The organism is Pseudomonas donghuensis (genome assembly GCF_000259195.1).
Lineage (GTDB): Bacteria > Pseudomonadota > Gammaproteobacteria > Pseudomonadales > Pseudomonadaceae > Aquipseudomonas > Aquipseudomonas donghuensis.
In genome coordinates this window covers 107,376-131,450 of sequence record NZ_JH650772.1, presented here as the reverse complement: position 1 = coordinate 131,450, position 24,075 = coordinate 107,376, and the positions used below count along the sequence as shown (strand labels likewise).

Genomic DNA, 24,075 nt, shown 5'->3' with positions numbered 1-24,075 from the left:
TTGGCCAGCAGGGCGGTGCTCAGGGCGCAGAGCGTGGCGGTCTTGTGCACGAACATGGTGTTCCCTCTTGTTGAAATTATCTCGGGGCAGTGAAAGTGCAGGTATAGCTGCTTTAAGCGTAGTTGCTGTTGCCTGGGTCCAGCGTAGCCCGGTCTTGGGCAACATCTGGAAGCAAATGCATTCAGCTTCGCTTCAGCCAGCGGCAGTACTCTTGGGGTTTCTTTCCTCCCTTGGAGATGCCCGATGAACACCCGAGGCTTGCTCGATCAACTGCTCAAATCCGGCCAGGACCTGCTGCAGAACCAGGCCGGCAAAGGTTCCGCCGACAAAGCCGGCGGTATTGGCGACCTGCTCGGCGGCAAGGGCGGCGGTGGCCTGGGCAGCCTGCTTTCCGGTGCCGGAGGTGGTGCCCTGGCAGCCGGGGCGATGGGCTTGCTGCTGGGCAGCAAAAAGGCTCGCAAATACGGCGGCAAGGCCCTGACCTATGGTGGCCTGGCGGCCCTAGGGGTGATCGCCTACAAGGCCTACGGCAACTGGCAGGCCAAGCAGGGGGCCGCCGTGCAGGGCGAGCCGCAGACCCTCGACCGCCTGCCGCCGGCCCAGGTCGAGCAGCACAGCCAGGCGATCCTCAAGGCCCTGGTGGCCGCGGCCAAGTCCGACGGCCACGTCGATGAGCGCGAACGGGCGCTGATCGAGGGCGAGTTCGTCAAGCTGTCCAGCGACCAGGCGCTGCAGCACTGGCTGCACGCCGAGCTGAACAAACCCCTGGACCCGGCTGACGTTGCCCGCGCTGCCAGCACCCCGGAAATGGCCGCCGAGATGTACATCGCCAGTGTCATGCTGGTGGACGAGGAACATTTCATGGAACGCGCCTACCTGGACGAACTGGCGCGCCAGCTCAAGCTTGATCCTGCGCTCAAGAGCGAGCTGGAAAGCCAGGTAAAACTTGCCGCCAGTCAATGAAATCGGGCTAAAGGCCAGTATCTAGCCCGTTTGGCCTGGTCCAGCGGTTAAGTCAGCCGCAAATGCGCGCAGCCGCTGGGCTATACTCTGCCCATTTTTCCTGCTCGCGTAGAACATTTGAGGGCTGACTGTGAAAAACTGGACCTTGCGCCAACGGATCCTGGCGAGTTTCGCCGTGATTATCGCCATCATGTCGCTGATGGTGGTCGCCGCCTATTCGCGACTGGTGGCAATTGAGGCCGGCGAGGAAGCGGTGCGAACCGACAGCATTCCCGGGGTCTACTTCAGCTCCATGATCCGCAGCGCCTGGGTCGACAGCTACGTGTTGACCCAGCAATTGGTCGGCTTGAGCGATCATCGCGAGATCAGCTCGGCCGACATGGAGCTGTACAAGGGTTTTGAAGAGCGCCTCAAGCAGCACATGGCCAGCTACCGGTCGACCATCCGCGACAAGGACGATCTGGCCACCCTCGACCAATTCACCCAGCTTGAGACGGATTACCTCAAAGCGGTGGACATCGTGCTGGATGCCTACCGCAAGAAGGATTACCCCGAAGCCCAGCGCCTGCTCGCCGAGGTCCTCACGCCTGCCTGGATCAACGGACGCAAGCACTTGAACGGGGTGATCGAGCGCAATCGTCATGCCGCCGAAAATGCGACCGAGTCGATCGTCAGCGCCGTGTCCACGGCCAAGTTCAGCATGGTCATCTCGCTGCTGTTGGCCATTTTTGCCGCGACCACCTGCGGGCTGGTGCTGATGCGCGCCATCACCGCGCCAATGCAGCGGATTGTCCATGCCCTGGACAAGCTCAGCGGCGGCGACCTCAGCGTGCGCCTGAACCTGGACCGCAAGGACGAGTACGGCGCCGTCGAAACCGGCTTCAACGAGATGATGGGCGAGCTGACCAACCTGGTGTCCCAGGCGCAGCGCTCGTCGGTGCAGGTCACCACCTCGGTGACCGAAATCGCCGCCACCTCCAAGCAGCAGCAGGCGACCGCCACCGAGACCGCTGCCACCACCACTGAAATTGGCGCAACTTCCCGGGAAATCGCGGCGACTTCCCGCGATCTGGTGCGGACCATGACCGAAGTTACCTCGGCTGCCGACCAGGCTTCGATCCTCGCCGGTTCCGGCCAGCAGGGCCTGGCGCGCATGGAAGAGACCATGCACCAGGTGATGGGCGCGGCGGACCTGGTCAACAACAAGCTGGCGATCCTCAACGAGAAGGCCGGCAACATCAATCAGGTGGTGGTAACCATCGTCAAGGTCGCCGACCAGACCAACCTGCTGTCGCTCAATGCCGCCATCGAGGCGGAAAAAGCCGGTGAGTACGGGCGCGGCTTTGCCGTGGTCGCCACCGAGGTGCGGCGCCTGGCTGACCAGACTGCCGTGGCCACCTATGACATCGAGCAGATGGTTCGCGAGATCCAGTCGGCGGTATCGGCCGGGGTCATGGGCATGGACAAGTTCTCCGAGGAAGTGCGCCGTGGCATGTTCGAAGTGCAGCAGGTCGGCGAGCAACTGACCCAGATCATTCATCAGGTCCAGGCCCTGGCGCCGCGGGTGCTGATGGTCAACGAAGGCATGCAGGCCCAGGCCACCGGCGCCGAGCAGATCAACCATGCCCTGGCGCAGTTGGGCGATGCCAGCAGCCAGACCGTCGAGTCGCTGCGCCAGGCCAGCTTTGCCATCGACGAACTGAGCCAGGTGGCCACCGGCCTGCGTGGCGGCGTGTCGCGGTTCAAAGTCTGACCTGCCGATGAACGACCTTCAGCCCCGCCGCAACCAGGACGCGGCCTCCCACGGCACCCTGTACCTGGTATTCCGTATCGGCGAGCAGCGCTTTGCCCTGGACGCCCATGAAGTCGCCGAGGTGCTGCCGCGCCTGCCGCTCAAGCCCATTGCGCAAACCCCGCCATGGGTTGCCGGGGTGCTGGCCCATCGCGGCGCGCTGGTGCCGGTGATCGATGTCGGCGCCTTGAGTTTTGGCTTGCCGGCGCCGGTGCGCACCAGCACGCGCCTGGCGCTGGTGCACTACCGCGCCGACCCGTTGCGCCCGGCGTTGTTACTGGGGCTGATTCTTGAACAGGCCACCGATACCCTGCGTTGCGACCCTGCCGAGTTCCAGCCTTATGGCCTGGACAATCGGCAGGCACCGTACCTGGGCCCGGTGCGCGAGGATGCCCATGGTTTGCTGCAGCGTATCGGTGTGCAGGACCTGCTCGGCATCGAAGTACGCGAGCTGCTGTACCCGCCCGACGTTGCGGCAGGTGGCGAGGGGCAAGCATGAGTGGCGAGCAGCGCTTTTTTCGCTTTTTGCAGGATCGCATCGGCCTGGACGTTGCCTCGGTCGGCGCACCGATGGTCGAGCGCGCCTTGCGCCAGCGATGTGCGATCCTGGAGGCCCGGGACCTGGATGACTACTGGTTGCGCCTGCAGCAGTCGAATCAGGAGCAGCAGGCACTGATCGAGGCGGTGATCGTCCCGGAAACCTGGTTCTTCCGCTACCCGGAGTCCTTCAATGCCCTGGTGACCCTGGCGCGCAAACGCCTGGCCGAGCTTGGCGGCCTGCGCCCGCTGCGCATCCTCAGCCTGCCGTGCTCCACCGGAGAAGAGCCGTATTCGATTGCCATGGCCTTGCTCGACGGCGGCTTTGCCGCCCACAGCTTTCGCGTCGATGCGATGGACATCAGCCCCAACTCCATTGGCCGGGCCGAACAGGCGCTTTATGGGCGCAACTCGTTTCGCGGTGTGCACCTGGACTTTCGTGAGCGGCATTTCAGCGAGAGCGCCGAGGGCCATAGCCTCGATGATCGGGTTCGCCAGCAGGTCAACTTGCAGGTGGGCAACGTGCTCGATCCGGCATTGAATTCCCGCGAAGGCAGCTACGATTTCGTCTTTTGCCGCAACTTGTTGATCTACTTCGACGTACCCACCCAGCAACGGGTGTTCAAGGTGCTCAAAAACCTGATTCACGAACAGGGCGTGCTGTTTATCGGCCCGGCCGAGGGCAGCCTGCTGGCGCGCATGGGCATGCGCCCGGTGGGTATCGCCCAGTCTTTTGCCTATGTGCGCCAAACCGAGATGGAGCCTGCGCCGCCGAGCAAACCGTTGGCCATTCCAGTGCCCTTGACGGTGCCGCTGACGGTGGCCAGCGTGCCGCGCCCGGCGCCTGCCCTGGTGCGCAGGATCAAGCCTTTTGCCCCACCGCCTGCCAGGCCCGCCGCACAAGAGTCGGCGAGCGAATTGCTGGCGCAGATTGCGCAACTGGCCAATGCCGGTAGCAGCGCCCAGGCCCAGGCTGCCTGCGCACGTTATTTGCAGCAGTACCCGCCCAATGCCCAGGTGTTCTACTGGCTGGGCTTGCTCAGTGACACCGCCGGCGACAGCAGCGATGCGTTGAGCCATTACCGCAAGGCGTTGTACCTCGACCCCCAGCATCCGGAGGCACTGGTGCACCTGGCCGCGTTGCTGGCTTCTCAAGGTGATGTCGCAGGCGCCCGGCGCCTGCAGGAACGGGCCGCACGGCGCGCCGACCGGGAGTCTGAACAATGATGGGTGACAACGACGTGCAACTGGTCGCCAGTGACGCCGCCAGCATCGACGACTGCTGGAACCGTATCGGGGTCCATGGCGACAAGCGCTGCCCGCTGCTCGAGGCGCATATCCATTGCCGAAACTGCGAGGTGTATGCGGCCGCAGCCACGCGCCTGCTGGACCGTTACTCGCTGTCCCAGCAAGCCCACGAGCAAAGCGCGGCCCTCGAGCAAGCCAGCAGTGGCCGCTCGTTGTTGCTGTTTCGCCTGGGCGAGGAGTGGCTGGCGCTGGCCACCCGTTGCCTGGTCGAAGTCGCACCGTTGCAGCAGGTGCATTCCCTGCCGCACCAGCGCTCGCGGGTGCTGCATGGGGTGGCCAATGTACGTGGTGCGTTGGTGCCGTGCCTGTCGCTGAGCGATCTGCTCGGCCTTGAACCCCAGGCCGCGGCGGCGACCTCGGCGCGGGTCATGCCGCGCATGCTGATCATTGCCGCTGCGGGTGGTTCGGTGGTGGTCCAGGTCGATGAAGTGGATGGTATCCATGGCCTGGACCCCGACCGCCTGGCTGTGGAGCAGGGTGAAACACGTTTTACCGCAGCGGTGCTGCAATGGCGCGGGCGCAGTGTCCGCGTGCTGGATGAAGAACAAGTGCTGTCTGCCGTGAACCGGAGCCTGTCATGACCCCAGAGCAAATGCGCGATGCCTCGTTGCTCGAGCTGTTCAGCCTGGAGGCCGAAGCCCAGACCCAGGTGCTCAGCGTCGGGTTGCTGGCGCTGGAGCGCAACCCGACCCAGGCCGATCAGCTTGAAGCCTGCATGCGCGCGGCCCACTCGCTCAAGGGGGCGGCGCGGATTGTTGGCGTCGACGCCGGGGTGAGCGTCGCCCATGTGATGGAAGACTGCCTGGTCGGCGCCCAGGAAGGCCGCGTGCTGCTGCGCCCGGAACATATCGATGCCTTGCTGCAAGGCACTGACCTGTTGATGCGTATCGCCACCCCCGGTGACGTCAGCATCGATGCCGCGGTGCAAGCCTTTCTGGTGCAGATGGCCGCGTTGCTCGACCCGGGCGCGGCACCGCCGCCGGCTATGGCGCCGCCAGCCGTTGCCTTGCCGGAACCCGAACCCCTGCTGGTCGAGCCGGCCATGCTGGAACCCGAGCCGGAGGTCGAAGCAGCGCCTGTGCGCAGCGGCAAGCGCACGAGTGAGGGCGGCGAGCGGGTCTTGCGCGTCACTGCCGAGCGCCTGAACAGTCTGCTCGACCTGTCGAGCAAATCGCTGGTCGAAACCCAGCGTTTGAAACCCTATCTGGCCACCCTGCAGCGCCTCAAGCGCATGCACGGGCAAAGCATCCGCGCCCTGGACGGCCTCAAGCAGCAACTGGAAAGCAGCGGCCAGAGCCCGGAAGTCCAGGATGCCCTGGCCCAGGCTCAACGTTTGCTCGGGGAAACCCAGCAGATTCTGTTGCAGCAGGCCTCGGACCTCGACGAGTTCGGCTGGCAAGCCAGCCAACGCGCGCAACTGCTGTATGACACCGCGCTGGCCTGTCGTATGCGCCCGTTTGCCGATGTGCTGACCGGTCAAAGCCGCATGGTCCGTGACCTTGGCCGCTCGCTGGGCAAGCAGGTGCGCCTGGAAATCGAAGGCGAGAAGACCCAGGTCGACCGCGACGTACTGGAAAAACTCGAAGCGCCCTTGACCCATCTGCTGCGCAATGCCGTCGATCACGGCATCGAGTCGCCCGAACGGCGCCTGGTGGCCGGCAAGCCGCTGGAAGGGCTGATCCGCCTGCGTGCTTCGCACCAGGCCGGGCTGCTGGTGCTGGAGATCAGCGACGATGGTGGCGGCGTCGATCTGGCGCATTTGCGCCAGAGCATCGTTGAACGCCAGTTGTCGCCTGCCGAGACCGTGGCGCAGATGAGCGAGGCCGAGCTGCTGACCTTCCTGTTCCTGCCAGGTTTCAGCCTGCGTGACCGGGTGACTGAAGTCTCCGGGCGCGGTGTCGGCCTGGATGCCGTGCAGCACATGGTTCGCCAGCTGCGCGGCTCGATCGAGCTGACCCAGGCCTGCGGCCAGGGCAGTTGCTTTCACCTTGAAGTACCGCTGACCCTGTCGGTGGTGCGCAGCCTGGTGGTGGAGGTCGGCGCCGAGGCCTATGCCTTCCCGCTGGCGCACATCGAACGCACGCTGGAGCTACCGGCCGAGGCCATCGTGCAGATCGAAGGCCGTCAGCATTTCTGGCATGAGGGCCGGCATATCGGCCTGGTTTCGGCCAGCCAGCTGCTCAATCGCCCGCCGAGCCAGGGCGAAGGGCAGAGCATCAAAGTGGTGGTGATTCGCGAGCGCGAGATGCTCTATGGCGTGGCGGTCGAACGCCTGATCGGCGAGCGGGTGCTGGTGGTGATGCCGCTGGATGCGCGCCTGGGCAAGGTCCAGGACATTTCCGCCGGGGCCTTGCTCGACGATGGCGCGGTGGTACTGATCATCGACGTCGAAGACCTGCTGCGCTCGGTGGAAAAGCTCCTCAGCACCGGTCGCCTGGAACGTATCGAACGCGGCCAGCGCAGCGTGCGCGAGGCGGCGCGCAAGCGCGTGCTGGTGGTCGACGATTCGCTGACCGTGCGCGAATTGCAGCGCAAGTTGCTCAGCAACAAAGGCTATGAAGTGGCCGTTGCAGTAGACGGCATGGACGGTTGGAACGCCTTGCGCAGCGAGGACTTCGACCTGCTGATCACCGACATCGACATGCCGCGCATGGACGGTATCGAACTGGTCACCTTGCTGCGCCGTGACAGCCGCCTGCAATCGCTGCCGGTGATGGTGGTTTCGTACAAGGACCGCGAAGAAGATCGTCGCCGTGGACTGGACGCCGGGGCCGACTACTATTTGGCAAAGGCCAGTTTTCACGATGATGCCTTGCTCGACGCCGTCGTCGAGTTGATCGGGGGAGCGCAGGGATGAAAATCGCCATCGTCAACGACATGCCCATGGCCGTGGAGGCCTTGCGCCGGGCGTTGGCCTTCGAACCGGCCCATGAGGTGATCTGGGTCGCCAGCAATGGCGCCGAGGCGGTCAAGCTGTGTGCCGAGCAACTGCCGGACCTGATCCTCATGGACCTGATCATGCCGGTCATGGACGGTGTCGAGGCAACCCGGCGGATCATGGCTGAAACCCCTTGCGCCATCGTTATCGTTACCGTCGACCGCCAGCAGAATGTCCACCGGGTGTTCGAGGCCATGGGCCATGGCGCTCTCGACGTGGTCGACACCCCGGCCCTGGGGGCTGGCGACCCGCGCGAGGCCGCCGCGCCGCTGCTGCGCAAGATCCTCAACATCGGCTGGCTGATCGGCCAGCAGCGCAGCAGCCCGACCCGGGCCATGGCCGCGCCGGTCCGTGAGGCTGCCCAGCGCCAGGGCCTGGTTGCCATCGGCTCCTCGGCCGGTGGCCCGGCCGCCCTGGAAGTGCTGCTCAAAGCCTTGCCCAAGAGCTTTCCCGCAGCGATCGTGCTGGTTCAGCACGTTGATCAGGTGTTCGCCGCCGGCATGGCCGAGTGGCTCAGCAGTGCGTCGGGCCTGGCGGTGCGCCTGGCCAGCGAAGGCGAGCCGCCACAGCCGGGGCAGGTGTTGCTGGCCGGGACCAACCACCACATCCGCCTGCTCAAGAACGGCAACCTGGCCTATACCGCGGAGCCGGTGAACGAGATCTACCGGCCCTCCATCGATGTATTTTTCGAAAGCGTGGCCCGCTACTGGCGCGGCGACGCGGTCGGCGTATTGCTCACCGGCATGGGCCGCGATGGCGCCCAGGGCTTGAAGCTGATGCGCCAACAGGGCTTTTTGACCATTGCCCAGGATCAGCACAGCAGCGCGGTGTACGGCATGCCCAAGGCAGCCGCCGCGATAGACGCCGCCGTGGAGATTCGCCCGCTGGAGCGAATCGCCTCGCGATTGATGGAAGTTTTTCCAAAATGACGATATGTATTGAGCCATGCCGGCTGGCCGGCAGTGACCAGGTGACAGCGCATGAATGATTTACCGCTCGACGGTTTTCCGACCATGAATGAAAATTCGGCGATGGTCCTCTTGGTCGACGATCAGGCAATGATCGGCGAAGCGGTGCGGCGTGGCCTGGCTCACGAAGAGAACATCGACTTCCACTTCTGCGCCGACCCGCACCAAGCGGTGGCCCAGGCGGTGCGGATCAAGCCCACGGTGATCCTCCAGGACCTGATCATGCCCGGCCTGGACGGCCTGACCCTGGTGCGCGAATACCGCAACAACCCGGCCACCCAGGACATCCCGATCATCGTCCTGTCGACCAAGGAAGACCCGCTGGTCAAGAGCGCGGCCTTTGCCGCCGGGGCCAACGACTACCTGGTGAAGCTGCCGGACAACATCGAACTGGTGGCGCGCATCCGCTACCACTCGCGCTCCTACCTGACCCTGCTGCAACGCGACGAGGCCTACCGGGCCCTGCGCGTCAGCCAGCAGCAGTTGCTCGACACCAACCTGGTGCTGCAACGGCTGATGAACTCCGATGGCCTCACGGGGCTTTCCAACCGCCGCCATTTCGACGAGTACCTGGAGCTGGAGTGGCGCCGGGCCATGCGTGAACAGGCGCAGCTGTCGTTGCTGATGGTCGATGTCGATTACTTCAAGTTGTTCAACGACACCTTCGGCCACCTGGCCGGGGATGAAGCACTGCGCAAGGTGGCTGAAGCCATTCGCGCCTCCTGCGCGCGCCCCAGCGACCTGCCGGCCCGTTACGGCGGCGAGGAATTCGCCCTGGTGCTGCCCAACACCTCGCCGGGCGGGGCACGCCTGGTCGCGGAGAAACTGCGCCAGACCGTAGAGGCCATGAACATCGCCCATACCATGCCCAACCCCGATTCGGTCCTGACCGTGAGCATCGGCCTGGCGACCCTGACCCCAGGCATCGGCAGCCATTGCCGGCAGTTGATCTCGGCGGCGGACAAGGGCCTGTACCTGGCCAAGAACAATGGGCGCAACCAGGTTGGGGTGGATTGACAGCAGCCACAAGCGGCAAGCTTCAAGCGGCAAGAAAAACCGCGGCGCCCGGCATTTCTCCGGCCTCTTGTCGCTTGTAGCTTGCCGCTTGAAGCTGTAACTCAGCTATACTCTCCGGCTTTTCTACAGAATACGCACGAGAGCTGCCCGCCCATGGAAATCCAACCGATCCTGAACACCATCAAGGACCTGACCGAGCGCTCCGAGTCCATTCGGGGGTATCTTTGACTACGATCACAAGCATGACCGCCTGATCGAAGTTAACCGCGAGCTCGAAGACCCGAACGTCTGGAACAAGCCCGAGTACGCCCAGGAACTGGGCCGCGAACGCGCCATGCTGGCGCAGATCGTCGAGACCCTGGATGAACTGTCCGGTGGCCTGGTCGACTCCCGCGAGCTGCTCGACATGGCCGTCGAAGAGAACGACGAAGCCGCCGTCAACGACGTCGTCGAAGTGCTCCAGGGCCTGGAAGAATCCCTGGCCAAGCTCGAATTCCGACGCATGTTCAGCGGCGAGATGGACATGAACAACGCCTACCTGGACATCCAGGCCGGTTCCGGCGGTACCGAAGCCCAGGACTGGGCCAACATCCTGCTGCGCATGTACCTGCGCTGGGCCGCCAAGCGTGGCTTCGACGCCACCATCATGGAACTGTCCGAGGGTGAAGTCGCCGGCATCAAGGGCGCCACCGTGCACATCAAGGGCGAGTACGCCTTTGGCTGGCTGCGTACCGAGATCGGTGTGCACCGCCTGGTGCGCAAGAGCCCGTTCGACTCCGGCGCCCGTCGCCACACCTCGTTCTCGGCGGTGTTCGTGTCGCCAGAGATCGACGACAAGGTCGAGATCGAGATCAACCCGGCAGACCTGCGCATCGACACCTACCGCTCCTCGGGCGCTGGTGGTCAGCACGTAAACACCACCGACTCGGCCGTGCGTATCACCCACGTACCGACCAACACCGTGGTCAGCTGCCAGAACGAACGTTCCCAGCACGCCAACAAGGACACCGCCATGAAAATGCTGCGGGCCAAGTTGTACGAGCAGGAAATGCAGAAGCGCAACGCCGCTTCCCAGGCCCTGGAAGACAGCAAGTCGGACATCGGCTGGGGTCACCAGATCCGTTCGTACGTGCTCGATGCCTCGCGGATCAAGGACCTGCGCACCAACATCGAGCGCAGCGACTGCGACAAGGTGCTCGATGGCGATATCGACGAATACCTGGAAGCCAGCCTCAAGCAAGGGCTGTAACCGCGCGGCCCCGGCCCGCTCCCTGTCGGGGCGGGCTTGCCCCGCGATCCCTTGCCCAAGGCGAGGGACAATGAACCCGTGATGGAAAATGTGACGACATGAGCGACTTACAACTCGACCCGCAAGACCTGCAACAGGAAGAAAACAACCTGATCGCGCTGCGCAAGGAAAAACTTGCTGCCGAGCGTGCCAAGGGTAATGCCTTCCCCAACGACTTCCGCCGTGACAGCTACTGCAACGACCTGCAGAAACAGTATGTCGACAAGACCAAGGAAGAGCTGGAAGCTGCAGCGATTCCGGTCAAGGTTGCCGGGCGCATCATGCTCAACCGTGGCTCGTTCATGGTGATCCAGGACATGACCGGTCGTATCCAGGTCTATGTCAACCGCAAGACCCTGTCGGAAGAAACCCTGGCCGCAGTCAAAACCTGGGACCTGGGCGACATCATTGCCGCCGAAGGTACCCTGGCGCGTTCCGGCAAGGGCGACCTGTACGTCGAAATGACCAGCGTGCGCCTGCTGACCAAGTCGCTGCGCCCGCTGCCGGACAAGCACCATGGCCTGACCGACACCGAACAGCGCTACCGCCAGCGCTACGTCGACCTGATGGTCAACGAAGAGACCCGTCACACCTTCCGCGTCCGCTCGCAGGTCATTGCGCACATCCGCAATTTCCTGATGGCCCGCGACTTCCTCGAAGTCGAGACGCCGATGCTGCAAACCATCCCCGGTGGTGCCGCCGCCAAGCCGTTCGAAACCCACCACAACGCGCTGGACATGCAGATGTTCCTGCGTATCGCCCCGGAGCTGTACCTCAAGCGTCTGGTGGTGGGCGGTTTCGAGAAAGTCTTCGAAATCAACCGCAACTTCCGTAACGAAGGCGTATCGACCCGGCACAACCCCGAGTTCACCATGCTCGAGTTCTACCAGGCCCACGCCGACTACGAAGACAACATGGACCTGACCGAGGAACTGTTCCGCGAGCTGGCCCAGCTGGTCCTGGGGACTACCGACGTGCCGTACGGCGACAAGGTGTTCCACTTCGGCGAGCCGTTCGTGCGCCTGTCGGTGTTCGATTCGATCCTCAAGTACAACCCTGAGATCAGCGCGGCCGACCTGCAGGACATCGACAAGGCCCGTGCAATCGCCAAGAACGCCGGTGCCAAGGTCCTCGGCTTCGAAGGCCTGGGCAAGCTGCAGGTGATGATTTTCGAAGAGCTGGTCGAGCACAAGCTGGAGCAGCCGCACTTCATTACCCAGTACCCGTTCGAAGTCTCGCCGCTGGCCCGCCGCAACGACGAGAACCCGAACGTCACCGACCGCTTCGAGCTGTTCATCGGTGGCCGCGAAATCGCCAACGCCTACTCCGAGCTCAACGATGCCGAAGACCAGGCCGAGCGCTTCATGGCCCAGGTGGCCGAGAAGGACGCCGGTGACGACGAAGCCATGCACTACGATGCCGACTTCGTCCGTGCCCTGGAATACGGCATGCCGCCAACCGCCGGTGAAGGCATCGGCATCGACCGTCTGGTGATGCTGCTGACCAACTCGCCATCGATTCGCGACGTCATCCTGTTCCCGCACATGCGCCCTCAGGCCTGAGCGAACTGAACAAGCCGCCTTCCGGGGCGGCTTTTTCATGCCTGCAATAAATTCTTCGATCGGATCCAACGTTTGGGGTAGACCAGCAGTGACTCCTGCAATGACTCAACAAGGCGCCGCCGGCGTGGCTACAGCGGTGGCCGAAAGCGTGCAGTACCAGGGCCGCAAGGCCAGCCGCGAAGGTAGCGAACTTCGCCGCCAGCAAATCCTTGATGCGGCCATGCGCATCGTCGTGCGTGATGGCGTGCGTGGCGTACGTCACCGTGCGGTGGCCGCCGAGGCCGGGGTGCCGCTGTCGGCGACCACCTATTACTTCAAGGACATCGAAGACCTGCTCACCGACACCTTCGCCCAATATGTCGAACGCAGCGCGGCCTACCTGGCCAAACTCTGGGAAAACACCGAGGTGGTGCTGCGCCAGTTGTTGTCCCAGGGCGATGGCAGCCCGCAGTCGCGGGCGCGCCTGGCCGACGAAGTGGCGAAGATGACCACCGACTACGTGCAGCGCCAGTTGCACAACCGCCGTGACTTTCTCATGGCCGAGCAGGCCTTCCGCCAGGAGGCGCTGTTGTGCCCGCGGCTGGCCGAACTGGTCAAGTCGCACGAGCAGATCCTCCTGCGCGGCGCCGTGCAGATGCTGCAAGTGGTAGGCTCGCATCAGCCGCAACAGGATGCCCTGGTGTTGACGGCGATTATCGAGCAGATGGAATATCAGGGCCTGCTCGACGGCGAACACGCCCAGGCTGAAGCGCCGATGCTCGCTATTCTTACCCGGTACCTGCATCTGGTATTGGCGTCGGTGTAAGGCGCGAACCTAATTCAAGGAGAGGTTGATGAAAGCCAGAACCCTGCTGTTGGCATTGTCGTTCTTGCTGCTTGGCGGTTGTCTGGTCACCTTCAACGAGCCGATCCCGGCCAATAAGCCCGCGCCCAAGGCCCTGTTGGGCACATGGACGAGCAAGGACGCCTGGGGTGAATCATTGACCCTGCAGATCAGCCGCAGCGGTGGCAACGCCTACAAGGCGGTGGCCATCGGCAAGGACAAGAAGCGCGACGAGTACGCCTTCACTGTGTCCCAGCACGGCAATCGCTGGTACCTCTCGGCCGGCGTGCCCAAACGCCTGGGCGGCAATTTCCTGATCGGCGGCTTCGAAGTGCTCGATAACAAGGAACTGGTGGTCTACAACCTCGATGTCGAGCAGGTCAACCAGGCCGTACGCAAGAAAGAACTCAGTGGCCGCACCATCGAGGTGCCGGAAGACAACGGCGAAGGCATCCTGATCGACAGTCCGGCCGAGCGTGTCCTGGCCTATCTGGACGACCCGGCCAACTCCGACCTGTTCATCGAAGTGGCGCGCTTCACGCGGGCCGGCAAGTGATAGTTGCAACTCAAGGAGTGTAGGGTGGACGAGTACCAGCAGACGATACGCGCCCTGTCTGATCGCATTGTCCTGGCGCAAACGCCCATTCGCGTGCTCGATGCGGTGAAGTGGGACGACAGCATTCGCCAGGGTTTCCTCATGTCCAAAGGCAAGGAGCCGCCAGCGGTAGACCGCGCCTATTACCAGGGCCGGCCCTTGTCGTTCGATTCGGCGGCGGTCAAGCTCGAGTTCCAGAACATCGAGCGCGACATCACTCGCCAGCTCGGCCAGTTCAACCCGGTCGGGCAGATCATGCGGCGCATGTGCAAGGAATACCGCATGGTGGTGCGCATGCTCGAAGCGCGTGGCACCGAGGATTTCGGCCTGATCTCCCAAGAGCTGTATGGCGCCGCCTCCGACGCCTTCCATGCCGGTGACCCGACCCTGGCCGACTTGGGCCTGATGCTCTCGGATTACCTGAACAACATCGACGGCCGCGGCGACCTCAAGGACGAGCCGAAGAACCTCACCGCCAAGCAGGCCGTGGAGATGCTCCAGGGCCGCCTGAACAAAGTGTTCAATGAGGCTGAAGACACCATCCGCGTGTTCGAGTCCGACGGTATCGTCGCCGACGCCGCCGCCGGTGCCGACTACATCAAGATCCGCGCCGACGCCATGTTCAACAGCCGCGACGTACGGGCGCTGGAGGTGCATGAAGGCCTGGTGCACGTCGGCACTACCCTGAACGGCCTCAACCAGCCGATTTGCACCTTCCTGGCCAAGGGCCCGCCCTCATCGACCGTGACCCAGGAGGGCCTGGCGATCCTCATGGAGGTGATCGCCTTTGCCTCCTACCCCAGCCGCCTGCGCAAGCTGACCAACCGTACCCGGGCCATCCATATGGTCGAGGAGGGCGCGGATTTCATGCAGGTCTATGAGTTTTTCCGCGCCCAGGGCTTCGAGATGGCCGAAAGCTACGGCAACGCCAGCCGGGTATTCCGCGGGTCGGTGCCCAACGGCCTGCCGTTTACCAAGGACTTGTCCTACCTCAAGGGCTTTATCATGGTTTACAACTATATTCAGTTGGCCGTGCGCAAGGGCAAGCTCGAACAGATCCCCTTGTTGTTCTGCGGCAAGACCACCCTTGAAGACATGCGCACCTTGCGCCAACTGGTCGATGAAGGCCTGGTGGAACCGCCCAAGTACCTGCCGGAGCAGTTTCGCGACCTCAACGCGCTGTCGGCCTGGATGTGTTTCTCCAACTTCCTCAACCACCTGAGCCTGGACCGGATTGAAGCCGATTATTCGAACATTCTCTGATGCATGGCGCAGGCCCCTGGGCCTGCTGCTGGTGCTGCTGAGTCTGGGCGGCTGCAGTTCGCTGTTGTTCTTTCCCGAGCCTGGCCAGCCGTTCACCCCGGAAAAAGCCAGGCTGGAGTACCGCGACGTTACCCTGACCGCGGCCGACGGCACCCGCCTGCACGGCTGGTGGCTGCCGGCCAAGGCTGGTGTCGAGGTCAAGGGCACGGTGCTGCACCTGCATGGCAATGGCGGCAACCTGGCCTGGCACCTGGGTGGCAGCTGGTGGTTGCCGGAGCAGGGTTATCAGGTGCTGTTGCTCGACTACCGCGGTTACGGCCTGTCCGAGGGCAAACCGCAGTTGCCCGAGGTCTACCAGGACATCGCCGCAGCGCTGGACTGGCTGGACCAGGCGCCCGAGGTGCAGGGCAAACCACAGGTCCTGCTCGGTCAAAGCCTGGGCGGTTCAATGGCCATTCACTACCTGGCCGAGCATCCCCGGCAGGCCGAGCGCTTCAAGGCCATGGTCTTCGATGGCGTGCCGGCCAGCTATCGCCAGGTCGGGCGGTTTGCCCTGAGCAACTCCTGGATGACTTGGCCGCTACAGGTGCCGTTGTCGTGGCTGGTGCCCGATGGCGACAGTGCGATCCATTCGATTGCTCGGATCAAGGCGCCGCCCAAGTTGTTTTTCCACAGCATCGACGACCCCATCGTGCCGCTGGCCAACGGCATCCAGTTGTACCAGGCTGCGCCACCACCGAGGGTGTTGCAGCTGACCCGTGGCGGGCATGTGCAGACCTTTGCCGACAAGACCTGGCGCCAGGTCATGTTGCGCTTTCTGGACGACCCGAGCCATTTCAACGGGCTGCGGCGCCTGGCCGAAGTCCCCAATTACCCTGACGAGAAGTCGCAATGAGTGAAGAACGCAACGCCATCCCGCTGATCATTACCGGTGTCTGCAGCATCATCGGTACCGTCGCGGCCCTGTGGTACTACGGTTACCTGCATTTCGCCAAGCCTGAGGATGCCTTGCTGTTGTCCGATTTCACCATGCTCAAGACCATTCCGGGCGAGGACTACAAGATCTCCCTGCAGCCGGCCAACCAGGTGGCGCAATGCGTTGATGGTGTGCTGGTGTTGTTCGACACCGCGCAGAAGGGCCTGACCGGCGTTCTGGTGAACAACAAGAAGCAGGCCGTGCGCTGCCTGGGGCAGGAGACCCCGCAAGAAGTCCAGTAAGCCCCGGGGCTGCTTTGCAGCCCAATCGCCGGCAAGGCCGGCTCCCACAGGTTGGGCGGCGTATACAGATCCATTTGTGGGAGCTGGCCTTGCCAGCGATGAGGCCGGCAACACAAACAAAAATCCCGCCAGACTCGGCGGGATTTTTGTTACTGCGCAGCGAACATCAGTTCAGCTGGCTCACCGAGCGCGGTGCCACTGGCTGGTTGTCATTGGAAATGGTCACTTCCACCCGCCGGTTCTGGGCACGGCCCGAGTTGCTGGTGTTCTCGGCAACCGGATACTCCTTGCCGTACCCCTGGGCGACGATCCGCGCCGGATCCACCCCGGCACGTACCAGCGCCATGCGCACGGCGGCGGCGCGACGCTCGGACAGCGACTGGTTGTAGTTGGCGCTGCCTTTGCTGTCGGTGTAGCCCTCGACGATCACCTTGCGGTCAGGGTTCTCCTGAAGGAACTGCGCCAGTTTGGTGATGTTCGGGTAGGCGCTGCTCTTGAGGTTGGCCTTGTCGAAGTCGAACAGCACGTCACCGAAGGTCACCAGGGTGCCGCGGTCGGTCTGTTTGGCATTGAGGCTATCCTGCAGCTTCTTGATCTGCGCATCGCGGGCATCAAGACGGGCCTGGGCACGCTGGGCGGCAGCGTTCTTCAGGTTGCCTTCGGCGGTACGCAGGGCAATGGTCTGCTTGGCCACTTCAACTCGCTGGTTGGTCAGGTAGGCGAGCTGGTCGACCTTGTTCTGGTCTTCCTTGTCCATGTAGGCCTGGTCGGCCTTGTTCAGCCAGTCCTGGGCGTCCTTGGTTTCCAGGGCCGCGACCTTGGCGGCCTGCGGATTGCTCTGCAGGGCGGAGAAGTTGCTCCGGGCCGACTCCAGGTTGGCGTTCGGCTGCGTCGCGCAGGCGGCCAGGCCAACGCTCAGGGCCAGAAGGGCTGGGATCATCACGTGATTACGCATAATGGTTCATCCTTTGATCGATTACGAATGCACGGGTCGGCGGGCGGGCGTCACTCGACGCTGCGCATGCCTTCCTCACGCAGGTCCTGAACGCCCTGGCGGGCATCCTGTACGGCTTTCTCGGCCTTGGCGGCCTGGGCCTTGCGCTCGGCGACGCGGGCGTCCCACTCGGCCTGTTCGGCCAGGCGCTTGGCGTCGTCGTACTGCTTGTCGTGCATGGCGATTTCCGCCTGTTTGAGCTTGTCCTGCGCGGCCTTCATTTCAACGGCGGCAAACTCGGTAGCGCCGGCGCTGACAGCGGAATTGACCGCCGATTGCGTCACAGCGTACTGCTCGCTGGGTGGATTGCCGGCACAGCCGGCCAGGACCAGGCTGCTGCCCAGTGCCAGCGCGGCCAGTTTGAGCCCGCGCAGGTGAGTGGATGAGGTGTTTGCGGTACGGGTCTGCATGGTGGTCAACTCCATTGGATCACTCCTGATGAACAACGAATTCCATAACAGTCCATCGGCGTGCCCCATCAGCGTCGGGAGTGCTTTTACCCGGTTCTGAGAGGGTTTTGCCGTAATGGCTATTGGCTGTGACCGAAGCGTTTTTTCAATAGTTCAGAAAAATGTGCCGCGTGGTTACGGTTTTTTCTGACTGATCGGTCAGTGGTTTTTTCGTTGAACTTTCAGCTGTGTCCGCGGTACGCGAGCGCCTGCGCAGGCGCTCGGAACGCAGCTGCAGACGGGGTGAATCAAGCGCTGATGTCGCCTTTGGCGCTGCTCATTTCCTGTAGGTAACGGCGAGACAGCGCAAGAAAACGCGGGGTCGGCCCGATGTCTTCGTAGAGCGGATCGCCTTCTTCATCGGTGGCAATCACCTGCGAGCCCTGGACATAGGGGAAGCTCGCTTCCAGCTCCTCAAGCGCTGCCCCCAGCAGCTCGCCGAGCAGCTCTTCGGGCTGGCGCTTGGGGTACATTTCGGCCAGGGCCGCCAGGCGCGCCGCTGCTTCCATGTCCAGGTGCAGGACATGGCCAGTGGGGCTCAACGGGCCTTTGGCGTTCTGTTCCCAATGCTGGGCAAGATCACGGATTTTCATGATGTTCTCCTGTGGGCCTGAGTTGAGCGCTGAGCTGAGTCCGAAGTTGAGCCCTAAGTTGAGCGTAGTTCAGCCGTGGCTCTGCCTTGAAGCTCGACCACTACTGGGGCACTCTGGGCCCAGAGCGGTTTTCCCGAATGCCGGAGACAGGGCTGATGACTGATATCGATGTGCGCTTGCGTGAAGATGTTCATTTGTTGGGCGAGTTGTTGGGCGACACCGTGCGCGAGCAGCACGGCGAAGCGTTTTTGCAGACCATCGAGGACATTCGCCGCAGTGCCAAGGCCGACCGCAGCGGCAGTGCCGAGCAACTGAGCTCGACCCTCAACGACCTGGCCGAAGACGAACTGCTGCCGGTGGCCCGGGCCTTCAACCAGTTTCTCAACCTGGCCAACATCGCCGAGCAGTATCAGCTGATCCGCCGCCGCGACGCCGGCCAGCCCGAACCTTTCGAAGCCCGTGTGCTGCCCGAGTTGCTGGCGCGGCTCAAGGCTGCCGGCCACAGCGACGATGCCCTGGCCCGGCAACTGGGCAAACTGAGCATTGAACTGGTGCTGACCGCTCACCCGACTGAAGTGGCCCGGCGCACCCTGATCCAGAAGTACGACGCGATTGCCGCGCAGCTGGCCGCCCAGGATCACCGCGACCTGATCCCCGCCGAGCGCGAGCAGATCCGCGAACGCCTGCAACGCCTGATCGCCGAAGCCTGGCACACCGAAGAAATCCGCCGCACCCGGCCAACTCCGGTGGACGAAGCCAAATGGGGCTTTGCGGTGATCGAGCATTCGCTGTGGCAGGCGATCCCGCATCATTTGCGCAAGGTCGACACGGCCCTGCACCAGGCCACCGGCCTGCGCCTGCCACTGGAGGCGGCGCCGATTCGCTTTGCTTCGTGGATGGGCGGCGACCGCGATGGCAACCCCAATGTCACCGCGCCGGTTACCCGCGAAGTGTTGTTGCTGGCGCGCTGGATGGCCGCTGACCTGTTCTTGCGTGATATCGATGCCCTGGCTGCCGAGCTGTCGATGCAGCAGGCCAGCGAGGCGCTCAGGGCCAAAGTGGGTGACTCCGCCGAGCCCTATCGGGCCGTGCTCAAGCAGTTGCGTGAGCGCTTGCGGATCACCCGTGCCTGGGCCCACGCCTCGTTGACCGCCGCGCAGGCTCCTGCCCCCGAAGTGCTGCAGGACAACCGCGAACTGTTCGAGCCCTTGCAGTTGTGCTTCGAGTCGCTGCACGCCTGTGGCATGGGCGTGATTGCCGATGGCCCGCTGCTTGACTGCCTGCGCCGTGCGGTGACCTTCGGCCTGTTCCTGGTACGCCTGGATGTGCGCCAGGACGCCGCCCGGCACACCTCGGCGCTCAGCGAAATCACCGAATACCTGGGTCTTGGTCGCTATGCCGAGTGGGATGAAGACGCACGCGTCGCCTTCCTGCAGCAGGAACTCAACAGCCGTCGGCCACTGTTGCCAAGCTACTTCAAGCCCCAGGCCGACACCGCCGAAGTGCTTGCCACCTGCCGCGAGATTGCCGCAGCGCCAGCGGCCTCGCTGGGCTCCTATGTCATCTCCATGGCCGGTGCCGCCTCTGATGTGCTGGCGGTGCAACTGCTGCTCAAGGAAGCCGGCGTACTGCGGCCCATGCGCGTGGTGCCGCTGTTCGAAACCCTCGCCGACCTGGACAACGCCGGGCCGGTGATGGAGCGCCTGCTCGGCCTGCCGGGCTACCGCGCCGGCTTGCATGGCCCGCAGGAAGTGATGATCGGCTATTCCGACTCGGCCAAGGATGCCGGTACCACGGCGGCGGCCTGGGCCCAGTACCGCGCCCAGGAAAGCCTGGTGCGCATCTGCCGCGAGCAACAGGTCGAGTTGCTGTTGTTCCACGGTCGCGGCGGTACCGTCGGGCGTGGCGGCGGCCCGGCCCACGCGGCGATCCTGTCGCAGCCGCCGGGGTCGGTGGCGGGGCGTTTCCGTACCACCGAGCAGGGCGAGATGATCCGCTTCAAGTTCGGCCTGCCGGACATCGCCGAGCAGAACCTCAACCTCTACCTGGCCGCGGTGCTGGAGGCGACCTTGCTGCCACCGCCGCCGCCACAACCGGCCTGGCGCGCGCTGATGGACCAGTTGGCCGCCGACGGCGTCAAGGCTTACCGTGGCGTGGTGCGTGACAACCCCGAATTCGTCGAGTACTTCCGTCAATCCACCCCGGAGCAGGAGTTGGGCCGCCTGCCGCTGGGCAGCCGCCCGGCCAAACGTCGCGCCGGCGGGATTGAAAGCCTGCGGGCGATCCCGTGGATTTTCGGCTGGACCCAGACGCGCCTGATGCTGCCGGCCTGGCTTGGCTGGGAAGCGGCACTGAACAATGCCCTGGCCCGTGGCCAGGGGCCGTTGCTGGCCGAGATGCGCGAGCAGTGGCCGTTTTTCCGCACACGCATCGACATGCTGGAAATGGTCCTGGCCAAGGCCGATGCCGATATCGCCCGCTCCTACGACGAACGTCTAGTGCAACCAGAACTGCGACCTTTGGGTGCACATTTGCGCGACCTATTGTCGCAGGCGTGCCAGGTGGTACTGGGGCTGACCGGGCAGCCGGTGCTACTGGCACACAGCCCCGAGACCCTGGAATTCATCCGCTTGCGCAACACCTATCTGGACCCGCTGCATCTATTGCAAGCCGAACTGCTGGCGCGCTCGCGCGGGCGCGAAGCCGCTCTGGATAGCCCGTTGGAACAGGCCTTGCTGGTTACCGTGGCCGGTATCGCGGCGGGTTTGCGCAATACCGGGTGAGTGCAAAACCCGGCCCGCCGATCCGTTGCACAGGGCGGGCAGAATGCTTGTAAAGCAACAGGTTGCGCCCAGCGCAACCTGTGCTCAAGACGGCCACTGTGCACGGGTTTTTCCGACTTTCGACCGCTTGTGTGGCTTGCGGGCGCTGTGTATCTTGAGCAGCCTTTTGATCGAAATTACGATCATCACCCAAATTCCGGGATTGGCCCTGCGTGGCAAACCCACTGATTTGCTTACAAAAAAATGAGGAGCACGAGATGCGCGTAATTCTGCTGGGAGCTCCCGGGGCCGGTAAAGGTACTCAGGCAAAGTTCATCACCGAGAAGTTCGGTATTCCACAGATTTCCACTGGCGACATGCTGCGCGCCGCAGTCAAGGCCGGCACCCCGCTGGGCCTGGAACTGAAGAAGGTCATGGACGCCGGTCAGCTGGTCTCCGACGAACTGATCATCAGCCTGGTCAAAGAGCGCATTGCCCAGGCTGACTGCGCGAACGGCTTCCTGTTCGACGGCTTCCCGCGCACCATTCCTCAGGCTGAAGCCATGAAGGAAGCGGGCGTGACCATCGACAATGTTGTGGAAATCGCCGTAGACGACGAAGAGATCGTGGGTCGTATGGCCGGTCGCCGCGTGCACCTGGCTTCGGGTCGTACCTACCATATCCAGTACAACCCACCGAAGGTGGAAGGCAAGGATGACGCCACTGGCGAAGACCTGATCCAGCGTGATGACGACAAGGAAGAAACCGTACGTCATCGCCTGTCGGTCTACCACACCCAGACCAAGCCTCTGGTTGACTTCTACCAGAAGCTGGCGGCCGCGGAAGGCAAGCCGAAGTACAGCCATATCGAAGGCGTCGGCTCGGTGGATGCGATCACCGCCAAGGTCCTGGCCGCACTGAGCTGATCGACGCTCGGTAGTGCAGACAACGGCCCGCTTGCGGGCCGTTGTTGTTTATAATGCCGCTCTTTTTTCTTGCCCCTGGAACCCCCGATGACCACCTTGCTGGCCCTCGATACCGCCACTGAAGCCTGCTCCGTTGCCTTGCTGCATGACGGCAAGGTTTCCAGCCATTATGAGGTGATCCCGCGCCTGCACGCGCAGAAGCTGCTGCCGATGATCCAGCAACTGCTGGCCGATGCCGGCGTCACCCTGCAACAGCTCGATGCCATCGCCTTTGGCCGTGGCCCGGGTGCCTTCACCGGCGTGCGCATTGCCATTGGCGTGGTCCAGGGCCTGGCCTTTGCCCTGCAACGGCCGGTATTGCCGGTGTCCAACCTGGCCGTGCTGGCCCAGCGTGCCCTGCGCGAGCAGGGCGTACAGCAAGTGGCGGCGGCAATCGATGCGCGCATGGACGAGGTCTACTGGGGCTGCTATCAGAATGTCGACGGCGAAATGCGCCTGCAGGGCACCGAGGCAGTGCTGCCACCGGAGCAGGTTGCGCTGCCGCTTGGCGCCAGCGGCGACTGGTTCGGTGCCGGCACCGGCTGGGGCTATGCCGACCGCCTGGCGGTCAAGGTCAACGCTCAGGATGCCAGCCTGCTGCCCCATGCCCAGGACCTGCTGAGCCTGGCGACGTTCGCCTGGCTGCGTGGCGAGGCCATTGCCGCAGACCTTGCGCAGCCTGTGTACCTGCGCGACAAAGTGGCCACGCCGAAAGCGCGCTGAGTGCAACTCGTCGACTATTCCCAGGCCAAGTAAAACCTTTTGCCCGAACTGTGGTCCAGTTATCAATCGGGCATTAGCGAAGGATCAACGATGCTGCTAAATTGCCATCATTGCTCTTGAGTAATCGCCATGCGTATCGACGGTTTTTCCTCGCAGTCCTACCCCATCAAGCGTGCCCCGCGCAAAGCGCCGGTGCGCAGCGATGATGTGGACGACGAGGATCTGCCGGGCGAGTTCGAAGTGCAGCCGCAAGCCAGCGCCAGCCACGGCCAGGCGCGCCCTGGCGGCCTGCCGGCACGGCCCCAGGACATGATCTTCCCGCGGGCCCGCAACAAACGCACCGCCCATGCCCTGGCCAGCTACCTGACCACTGCCGGTTTCGTTGACTGGGAGATGGAAGTACTGGGGCTGGACCTGTACATTTGATGGATGAGTCTGTCCACGCTTCCCTATTTTGTCGGTTGTCCGTCCTGGAGTGAAAACGCCTGGCGCGAGTACCTGTACCCGGCTGACGCCAAAAGCGGCGAGTTTCTCGGCCTCTACAGCCAGGTCTTCAATGCCGTAGAAGGCAACACCACCTTTTATGCCCGCCCGGCACCGGCGACGATCGAGCGCTGGGCGCAGGTAATGCCCGCGCACTTTCGTTTTACCGCCAAGTTCCCCGGCGATATCAGTCATAGTGGTGACCTGCACGGTCAATTGGCGGCTGCGCAATCCTTCATCGACTTGCTCAAGCCCTTGGGCACACGCGTAGCCCCTTACTGGCTGCAGTTGCCGGCAACCTTCGGTCCGGCGCGCCTCGGTGAGCTGGTGAATTTCCTCGACGAGGCCGCTGTGCCCATCGCCGTGGAGGTACGCAATGCGGCGTTCTTCAGCAAGGGCGATGAAGAGCGCATGCTCAACCGCTTGCTGCTCGATCGCGGCGTCGAGCGCATCTGTCTTGATCCCCGGGCGCTGTTCAGCTGCACGTCGCGCAGCCCCGAGGTGCTTCACGCCCAGTCGAAAAAGCCGCGCGTGCCGCCACGCCCAACCGCCTTCACCCAGCACCCGCAGATACGGTTCATCGGCCACCCCGAGCTTGCTGCCAACGAGCCGTTCCTGCAGCCGTGGCTGGACAAAGTCGCGGCCTGGATCGAGGAGGGGCGCAGCCCCTACGTTTTCTTGCATACTGCCGACAACCGCCTGGCCGCCGCCCTGGCCCAGCGTTTCCATCAGGGCCTGATGGAACGTCTGCCGGGGCTTGCAGCCTTGCCTGAACTGGACAGGACACCAGAAGCCGAACAACTCGGCTTGCTCTGACCTGCCCTGCCGCCTGCC

Annotated in this window: 23 protein-coding genes; 20 read left to right on the top strand and 3 right to left on the bottom strand. The window is 63.6% G+C overall.

From position 1 onward, the window contains the following. Nucleotides 1–243 precede the first annotated feature (243 nt). From UW3_RS0119710 to UW3_RS0119640, 15 genes are all read left to right on the top strand, one after another. Nucleotides 244–963 carry a tellurite resistance TerB family protein gene (locus UW3_RS0119710; protein ID WP_010224917.1) on the top strand — a complete coding sequence of 240 codons (720 nt, stop codon included), beginning with the start codon at nucleotides 244–246 and terminating at the stop codon, nucleotides 961–963. 130 nt (nucleotides 964–1,093) lie between these two features. Continuing rightward, the gene (locus UW3_RS0119705; RefSeq protein WP_010224916.1) at nucleotides 1,094–2,716 is read left to right on the top strand and encodes a methyl-accepting chemotaxis protein; all 1,623 of its coding nucleotides are present in this window, start codon (nucleotides 1,094–1,096) and stop codon (nucleotides 2,714–2,716) included. Nucleotides 2,717–2,723: 7 nt separating this feature from the next. Further along, nucleotides 2,724–3,254, top strand: coding sequence for a chemotaxis protein CheW (locus UW3_RS0119700; RefSeq protein ID WP_010224915.1), 531 nt, complete (start codon nucleotides 2,724–2,726; stop codon nucleotides 3,252–3,254). Then, nucleotides 3,251–4,519, top strand: coding sequence for a CheR family methyltransferase (locus tag UW3_RS0119695; RefSeq protein WP_010224914.1), 1,269 nt, complete (start codon nucleotides 3,251–3,253; stop codon nucleotides 4,517–4,519). The genes UW3_RS0119700 and UW3_RS0119695 overlap by 4 nt, the downstream gene beginning before the upstream one ends. Beyond that, nucleotides 4,516–5,181 carry a chemotaxis protein CheW gene (locus UW3_RS0119690; protein WP_010224913.1) on the top strand — a complete coding sequence of 222 codons (666 nt, stop codon included), beginning with the start codon at nucleotides 4,516–4,518 and terminating at the stop codon, nucleotides 5,179–5,181. The genes UW3_RS0119695 and UW3_RS0119690 overlap by 4 nt, the downstream gene beginning before the upstream one ends. Next, the gene (locus UW3_RS0119685; protein WP_010224912.1) at nucleotides 5,178–7,457 is read left to right on the top strand and encodes a hybrid sensor histidine kinase/response regulator; all 2,280 of its coding nucleotides are present in this window, start codon (nucleotides 5,178–5,180) and stop codon (nucleotides 7,455–7,457) included. Before UW3_RS0119690 ends, UW3_RS0119685 begins: the two co-directional genes overlap by 4 nt. Next, complete coding sequence (cheB, locus tag UW3_RS0119680; RefSeq protein ID WP_010224911.1) at nucleotides 7,454–8,467, top strand: chemotaxis response regulator protein-glutamate methylesterase; 1,014 nt, start codon at nucleotides 7,454–7,456, stop codon at nucleotides 8,465–8,467. Before UW3_RS0119685 ends, cheB begins: the two co-directional genes overlap by 4 nt. Nucleotides 8,468–8,518: 51 nt before the next feature. After that, entirely contained in the window at nucleotides 8,519–9,523 is a 1,005-nt protein-coding gene (locus tag UW3_RS0119675) for a response regulator (protein WP_010224910.1), read from the top strand. A gap of 153 nt (nucleotides 9,524–9,676) precedes the next feature. Further along, nucleotides 9,677–10,772, top strand: a protein-coding gene (gene prfB / locus UW3_RS28770; protein WP_100782011.1) for a peptide chain release factor 2 whose coding sequence is annotated in 2 segments (ribosomal slippage) — nucleotides 9,677–9,748 and nucleotides 9,750–10,772 — 1,095 coding nt in all. Because the reading frame shifts where the segments join, the coding sequence is not laid out codon by codon here. A gap of 98 nt (nucleotides 10,773–10,870) precedes the next feature. Next, the gene (gene lysS, locus UW3_RS0119665) at nucleotides 10,871–12,373 is read left to right on the top strand and encodes a lysine--tRNA ligase (protein ID WP_010224906.1); all 1,503 of its coding nucleotides are present in this window, start codon (nucleotides 10,871–10,873) and stop codon (nucleotides 12,371–12,373) included. Between the two features lie 100 nt (nucleotides 12,374–12,473). Next, entirely contained in the window at nucleotides 12,474–13,178 is a 705-nt protein-coding gene (locus tag UW3_RS0119660) for a TetR/AcrR family transcriptional regulator (RefSeq protein ID WP_010224904.1), read from the top strand. Between the two features lie 28 nt (nucleotides 13,179–13,206). After that, nucleotides 13,207–13,752: a hypothetical protein gene (locus UW3_RS0119655; RefSeq protein ID WP_010224902.1), complete on the top strand. Its 546-nt coding sequence runs from the start codon at nucleotides 13,207–13,209 to the stop codon at nucleotides 13,750–13,752. 24 nt (nucleotides 13,753–13,776) lie between these two features. Then, on the top strand, nucleotides 13,777–15,054 hold the full coding sequence (locus UW3_RS0119650) for a flavohemoglobin expression-modulating QEGLA motif protein (RefSeq protein WP_010224900.1): 1,278 nt from the start codon (nucleotides 13,777–13,779) through the stop codon (nucleotides 15,052–15,054). Next, a complete protein-coding gene (locus UW3_RS0119645; RefSeq protein WP_026001410.1) occupies nucleotides 15,026–15,949 on the top strand; it encodes an alpha/beta hydrolase in 924 nt (307 codons plus the stop codon). The genes UW3_RS0119650 and UW3_RS0119645 overlap by 29 nt, the downstream gene beginning before the upstream one ends. Further along, complete coding sequence (locus tag UW3_RS0119640) at nucleotides 15,946–16,272, top strand: PA3694 family proteiin (protein ID WP_010224896.1); 327 nt, start codon at nucleotides 15,946–15,948, stop codon at nucleotides 16,270–16,272. The genes UW3_RS0119645 and UW3_RS0119640 overlap by 4 nt, the downstream gene beginning before the upstream one ends. Before the next feature lie 166 nt (nucleotides 16,273–16,438). Here the strand turns inward: UW3_RS0119640 and lptF are convergent, their stop codons facing one another. The 3 genes from lptF to UW3_RS0119625 all read right to left on the bottom strand — a co-directional run bounded on the left by lptF (nucleotide 16,439) and on the right by UW3_RS0119625 (nucleotide 18,308). Then, nucleotides 16,439–17,227, bottom strand: a complete 789-nt coding sequence (gene lptF, locus UW3_RS0119635) for a lipotoxin F family OmpA-related lipoprotein LptF (RefSeq protein WP_010224894.1) — start codon at nucleotides 17,225–17,227, stop codon at nucleotides 16,439–16,441. Nucleotides 17,228–17,277: 50 nt separating this feature from the next. Next, complete coding sequence (locus UW3_RS0119630; protein ID WP_010224892.1) at nucleotides 17,278–17,691, bottom strand: DUF4398 domain-containing protein; 414 nt, start codon at nucleotides 17,689–17,691, stop codon at nucleotides 17,278–17,280. Between the two features lie 272 nt (nucleotides 17,692–17,963). Beyond that, a complete protein-coding gene (locus tag UW3_RS0119625; RefSeq protein WP_010224891.1) occupies nucleotides 17,964–18,308 on the bottom strand; it encodes a hypothetical protein in 345 nt (114 codons plus the stop codon). 155 nt (nucleotides 18,309–18,463) lie between these two features. On the opposite strand from UW3_RS0119625, the gene ppc reads away from it, so the two are divergent. The 5 genes from ppc to UW3_RS0119600 all read left to right on the top strand — a co-directional run bounded on the left by ppc (nucleotide 18,464) and on the right by UW3_RS0119600 (nucleotide 24,057). After that, nucleotides 18,464–21,091: a phosphoenolpyruvate carboxylase gene (gene ppc / locus UW3_RS0119620; protein ID WP_010224890.1), complete on the top strand. Its 2,628-nt coding sequence runs from the start codon at nucleotides 18,464–18,466 to the stop codon at nucleotides 21,089–21,091. 257 nt (nucleotides 21,092–21,348) lie between these two features. Then, nucleotides 21,349–21,996: an adenylate kinase gene (gene adk, locus UW3_RS0119615; RefSeq protein ID WP_010224889.1), complete on the top strand. Its 648-nt coding sequence runs from the start codon at nucleotides 21,349–21,351 to the stop codon at nucleotides 21,994–21,996. Between the two features lie 87 nt (nucleotides 21,997–22,083). Next, complete coding sequence (tsaB, locus tag UW3_RS0119610) at nucleotides 22,084–22,758, top strand: tRNA (adenosine(37)-N6)-threonylcarbamoyltransferase complex dimerization subunit type 1 TsaB (protein ID WP_010224888.1); 675 nt, start codon at nucleotides 22,084–22,086, stop codon at nucleotides 22,756–22,758. 129 nt (nucleotides 22,759–22,887) lie between these two features. Then, nucleotides 22,888–23,184 (top strand): hypothetical protein, encoded by a 297-nt coding sequence (locus tag UW3_RS0119605; protein ID WP_010224887.1) that lies wholly within the window; start codon nucleotides 22,888–22,890, stop codon nucleotides 23,182–23,184. A 3-nt stretch (nucleotides 23,185–23,187) separates the two neighbouring features. Next, nucleotides 23,188–24,057 carry a DUF72 domain-containing protein gene (locus tag UW3_RS0119600; RefSeq protein ID WP_010224886.1) on the top strand — a complete coding sequence of 290 codons (870 nt, stop codon included), beginning with the start codon at nucleotides 23,188–23,190 and terminating at the stop codon, nucleotides 24,055–24,057. The last annotated feature ends 18 nt before the right edge of the window (nucleotides 24,058–24,075 follow it).

Bases quoted from the DNA above. Each gene is read 5' to 3' on its own strand.
- UW3_RS0119625 (WP_010224891.1), bottom strand. From the start codon at position 18,308: ATGAAAATCCGTGATCTTGCCCAGCATTGGGAACAGAACGCCAAAGGC.
- cheB (WP_010224911.1), top strand. From the start codon at position 7,454: ATGAAAATCGCCATCGTCAACGACATGCCCATGGCCGTGGAGGCCTTG.
- UW3_RS0119695 (WP_010224914.1), top strand. From the start codon at position 3,251: ATGAGTGGCGAGCAGCGCTTTTTTCGCTTTTTGCAGGATCGCATCGGC.
- lysS (WP_010224906.1), top strand. From the start codon at position 10,871: ATGAGCGACTTACAACTCGACCCGCAAGACCTGCAACAGGAAGAAAAC.
- UW3_RS0119605 (WP_010224887.1), top strand. From the start codon at position 22,888: ATGCGTATCGACGGTTTTTCCTCGCAGTCCTACCCCATCAAGCGTGCC.
- UW3_RS0119710 (WP_010224917.1), top strand. From the start codon at position 244: ATGAACACCCGAGGCTTGCTCGATCAACTGCTCAAATCCGGCCAGGAC.
- lptF (WP_010224894.1), bottom strand. From the start codon at position 17,227: ATGCGTAATCACGTGATGATCCCAGCCCTTCTGGCCCTGAGCGTTGGC.
- UW3_RS0119640 (WP_010224896.1), top strand. From the start codon at position 15,946: ATGAGTGAAGAACGCAACGCCATCCCGCTGATCATTACCGGTGTCTGC.
- UW3_RS0119660 (WP_010224904.1), top strand. From the start codon at position 12,474: ATGACTCAACAAGGCGCCGCCGGCGTGGCTACAGCGGTGGCCGAAAGC.
- adk (WP_010224889.1), top strand. From the start codon at position 21,349: ATGCGCGTAATTCTGCTGGGAGCTCCCGGGGCCGGTAAAGGTACTCAG.
- UW3_RS0119655 (WP_010224902.1), top strand. From the start codon at position 13,207: ATGAAAGCCAGAACCCTGCTGTTGGCATTGTCGTTCTTGCTGCTTGGC.
- UW3_RS0119690 (WP_010224913.1), top strand. From the start codon at position 4,516: ATGATGGGTGACAACGACGTGCAACTGGTCGCCAGTGACGCCGCCAGC.
- UW3_RS0119630 (WP_010224892.1), bottom strand. From the start codon at position 17,691: ATGGAGTTGACCACCATGCAGACCCGTACCGCAAACACCTCATCCACT.
- ppc (WP_010224890.1), top strand. From the start codon at position 18,464: ATGACTGATATCGATGTGCGCTTGCGTGAAGATGTTCATTTGTTGGGC.
- UW3_RS0119685 (WP_010224912.1), top strand. From the start codon at position 5,178: ATGACCCCAGAGCAAATGCGCGATGCCTCGTTGCTCGAGCTGTTCAGC.
- UW3_RS0119700 (WP_010224915.1), top strand. From the start codon at position 2,724: ATGAACGACCTTCAGCCCCGCCGCAACCAGGACGCGGCCTCCCACGGC.
- UW3_RS0119600 (WP_010224886.1), top strand. From the start codon at position 23,188: ATGAGTCTGTCCACGCTTCCCTATTTTGTCGGTTGTCCGTCCTGGAGT.
- UW3_RS0119675 (WP_010224910.1), top strand. From the start codon at position 8,519: ATGAATGATTTACCGCTCGACGGTTTTCCGACCATGAATGAAAATTCG.
- tsaB (WP_010224888.1), top strand. From the start codon at position 22,084: ATGACCACCTTGCTGGCCCTCGATACCGCCACTGAAGCCTGCTCCGTT.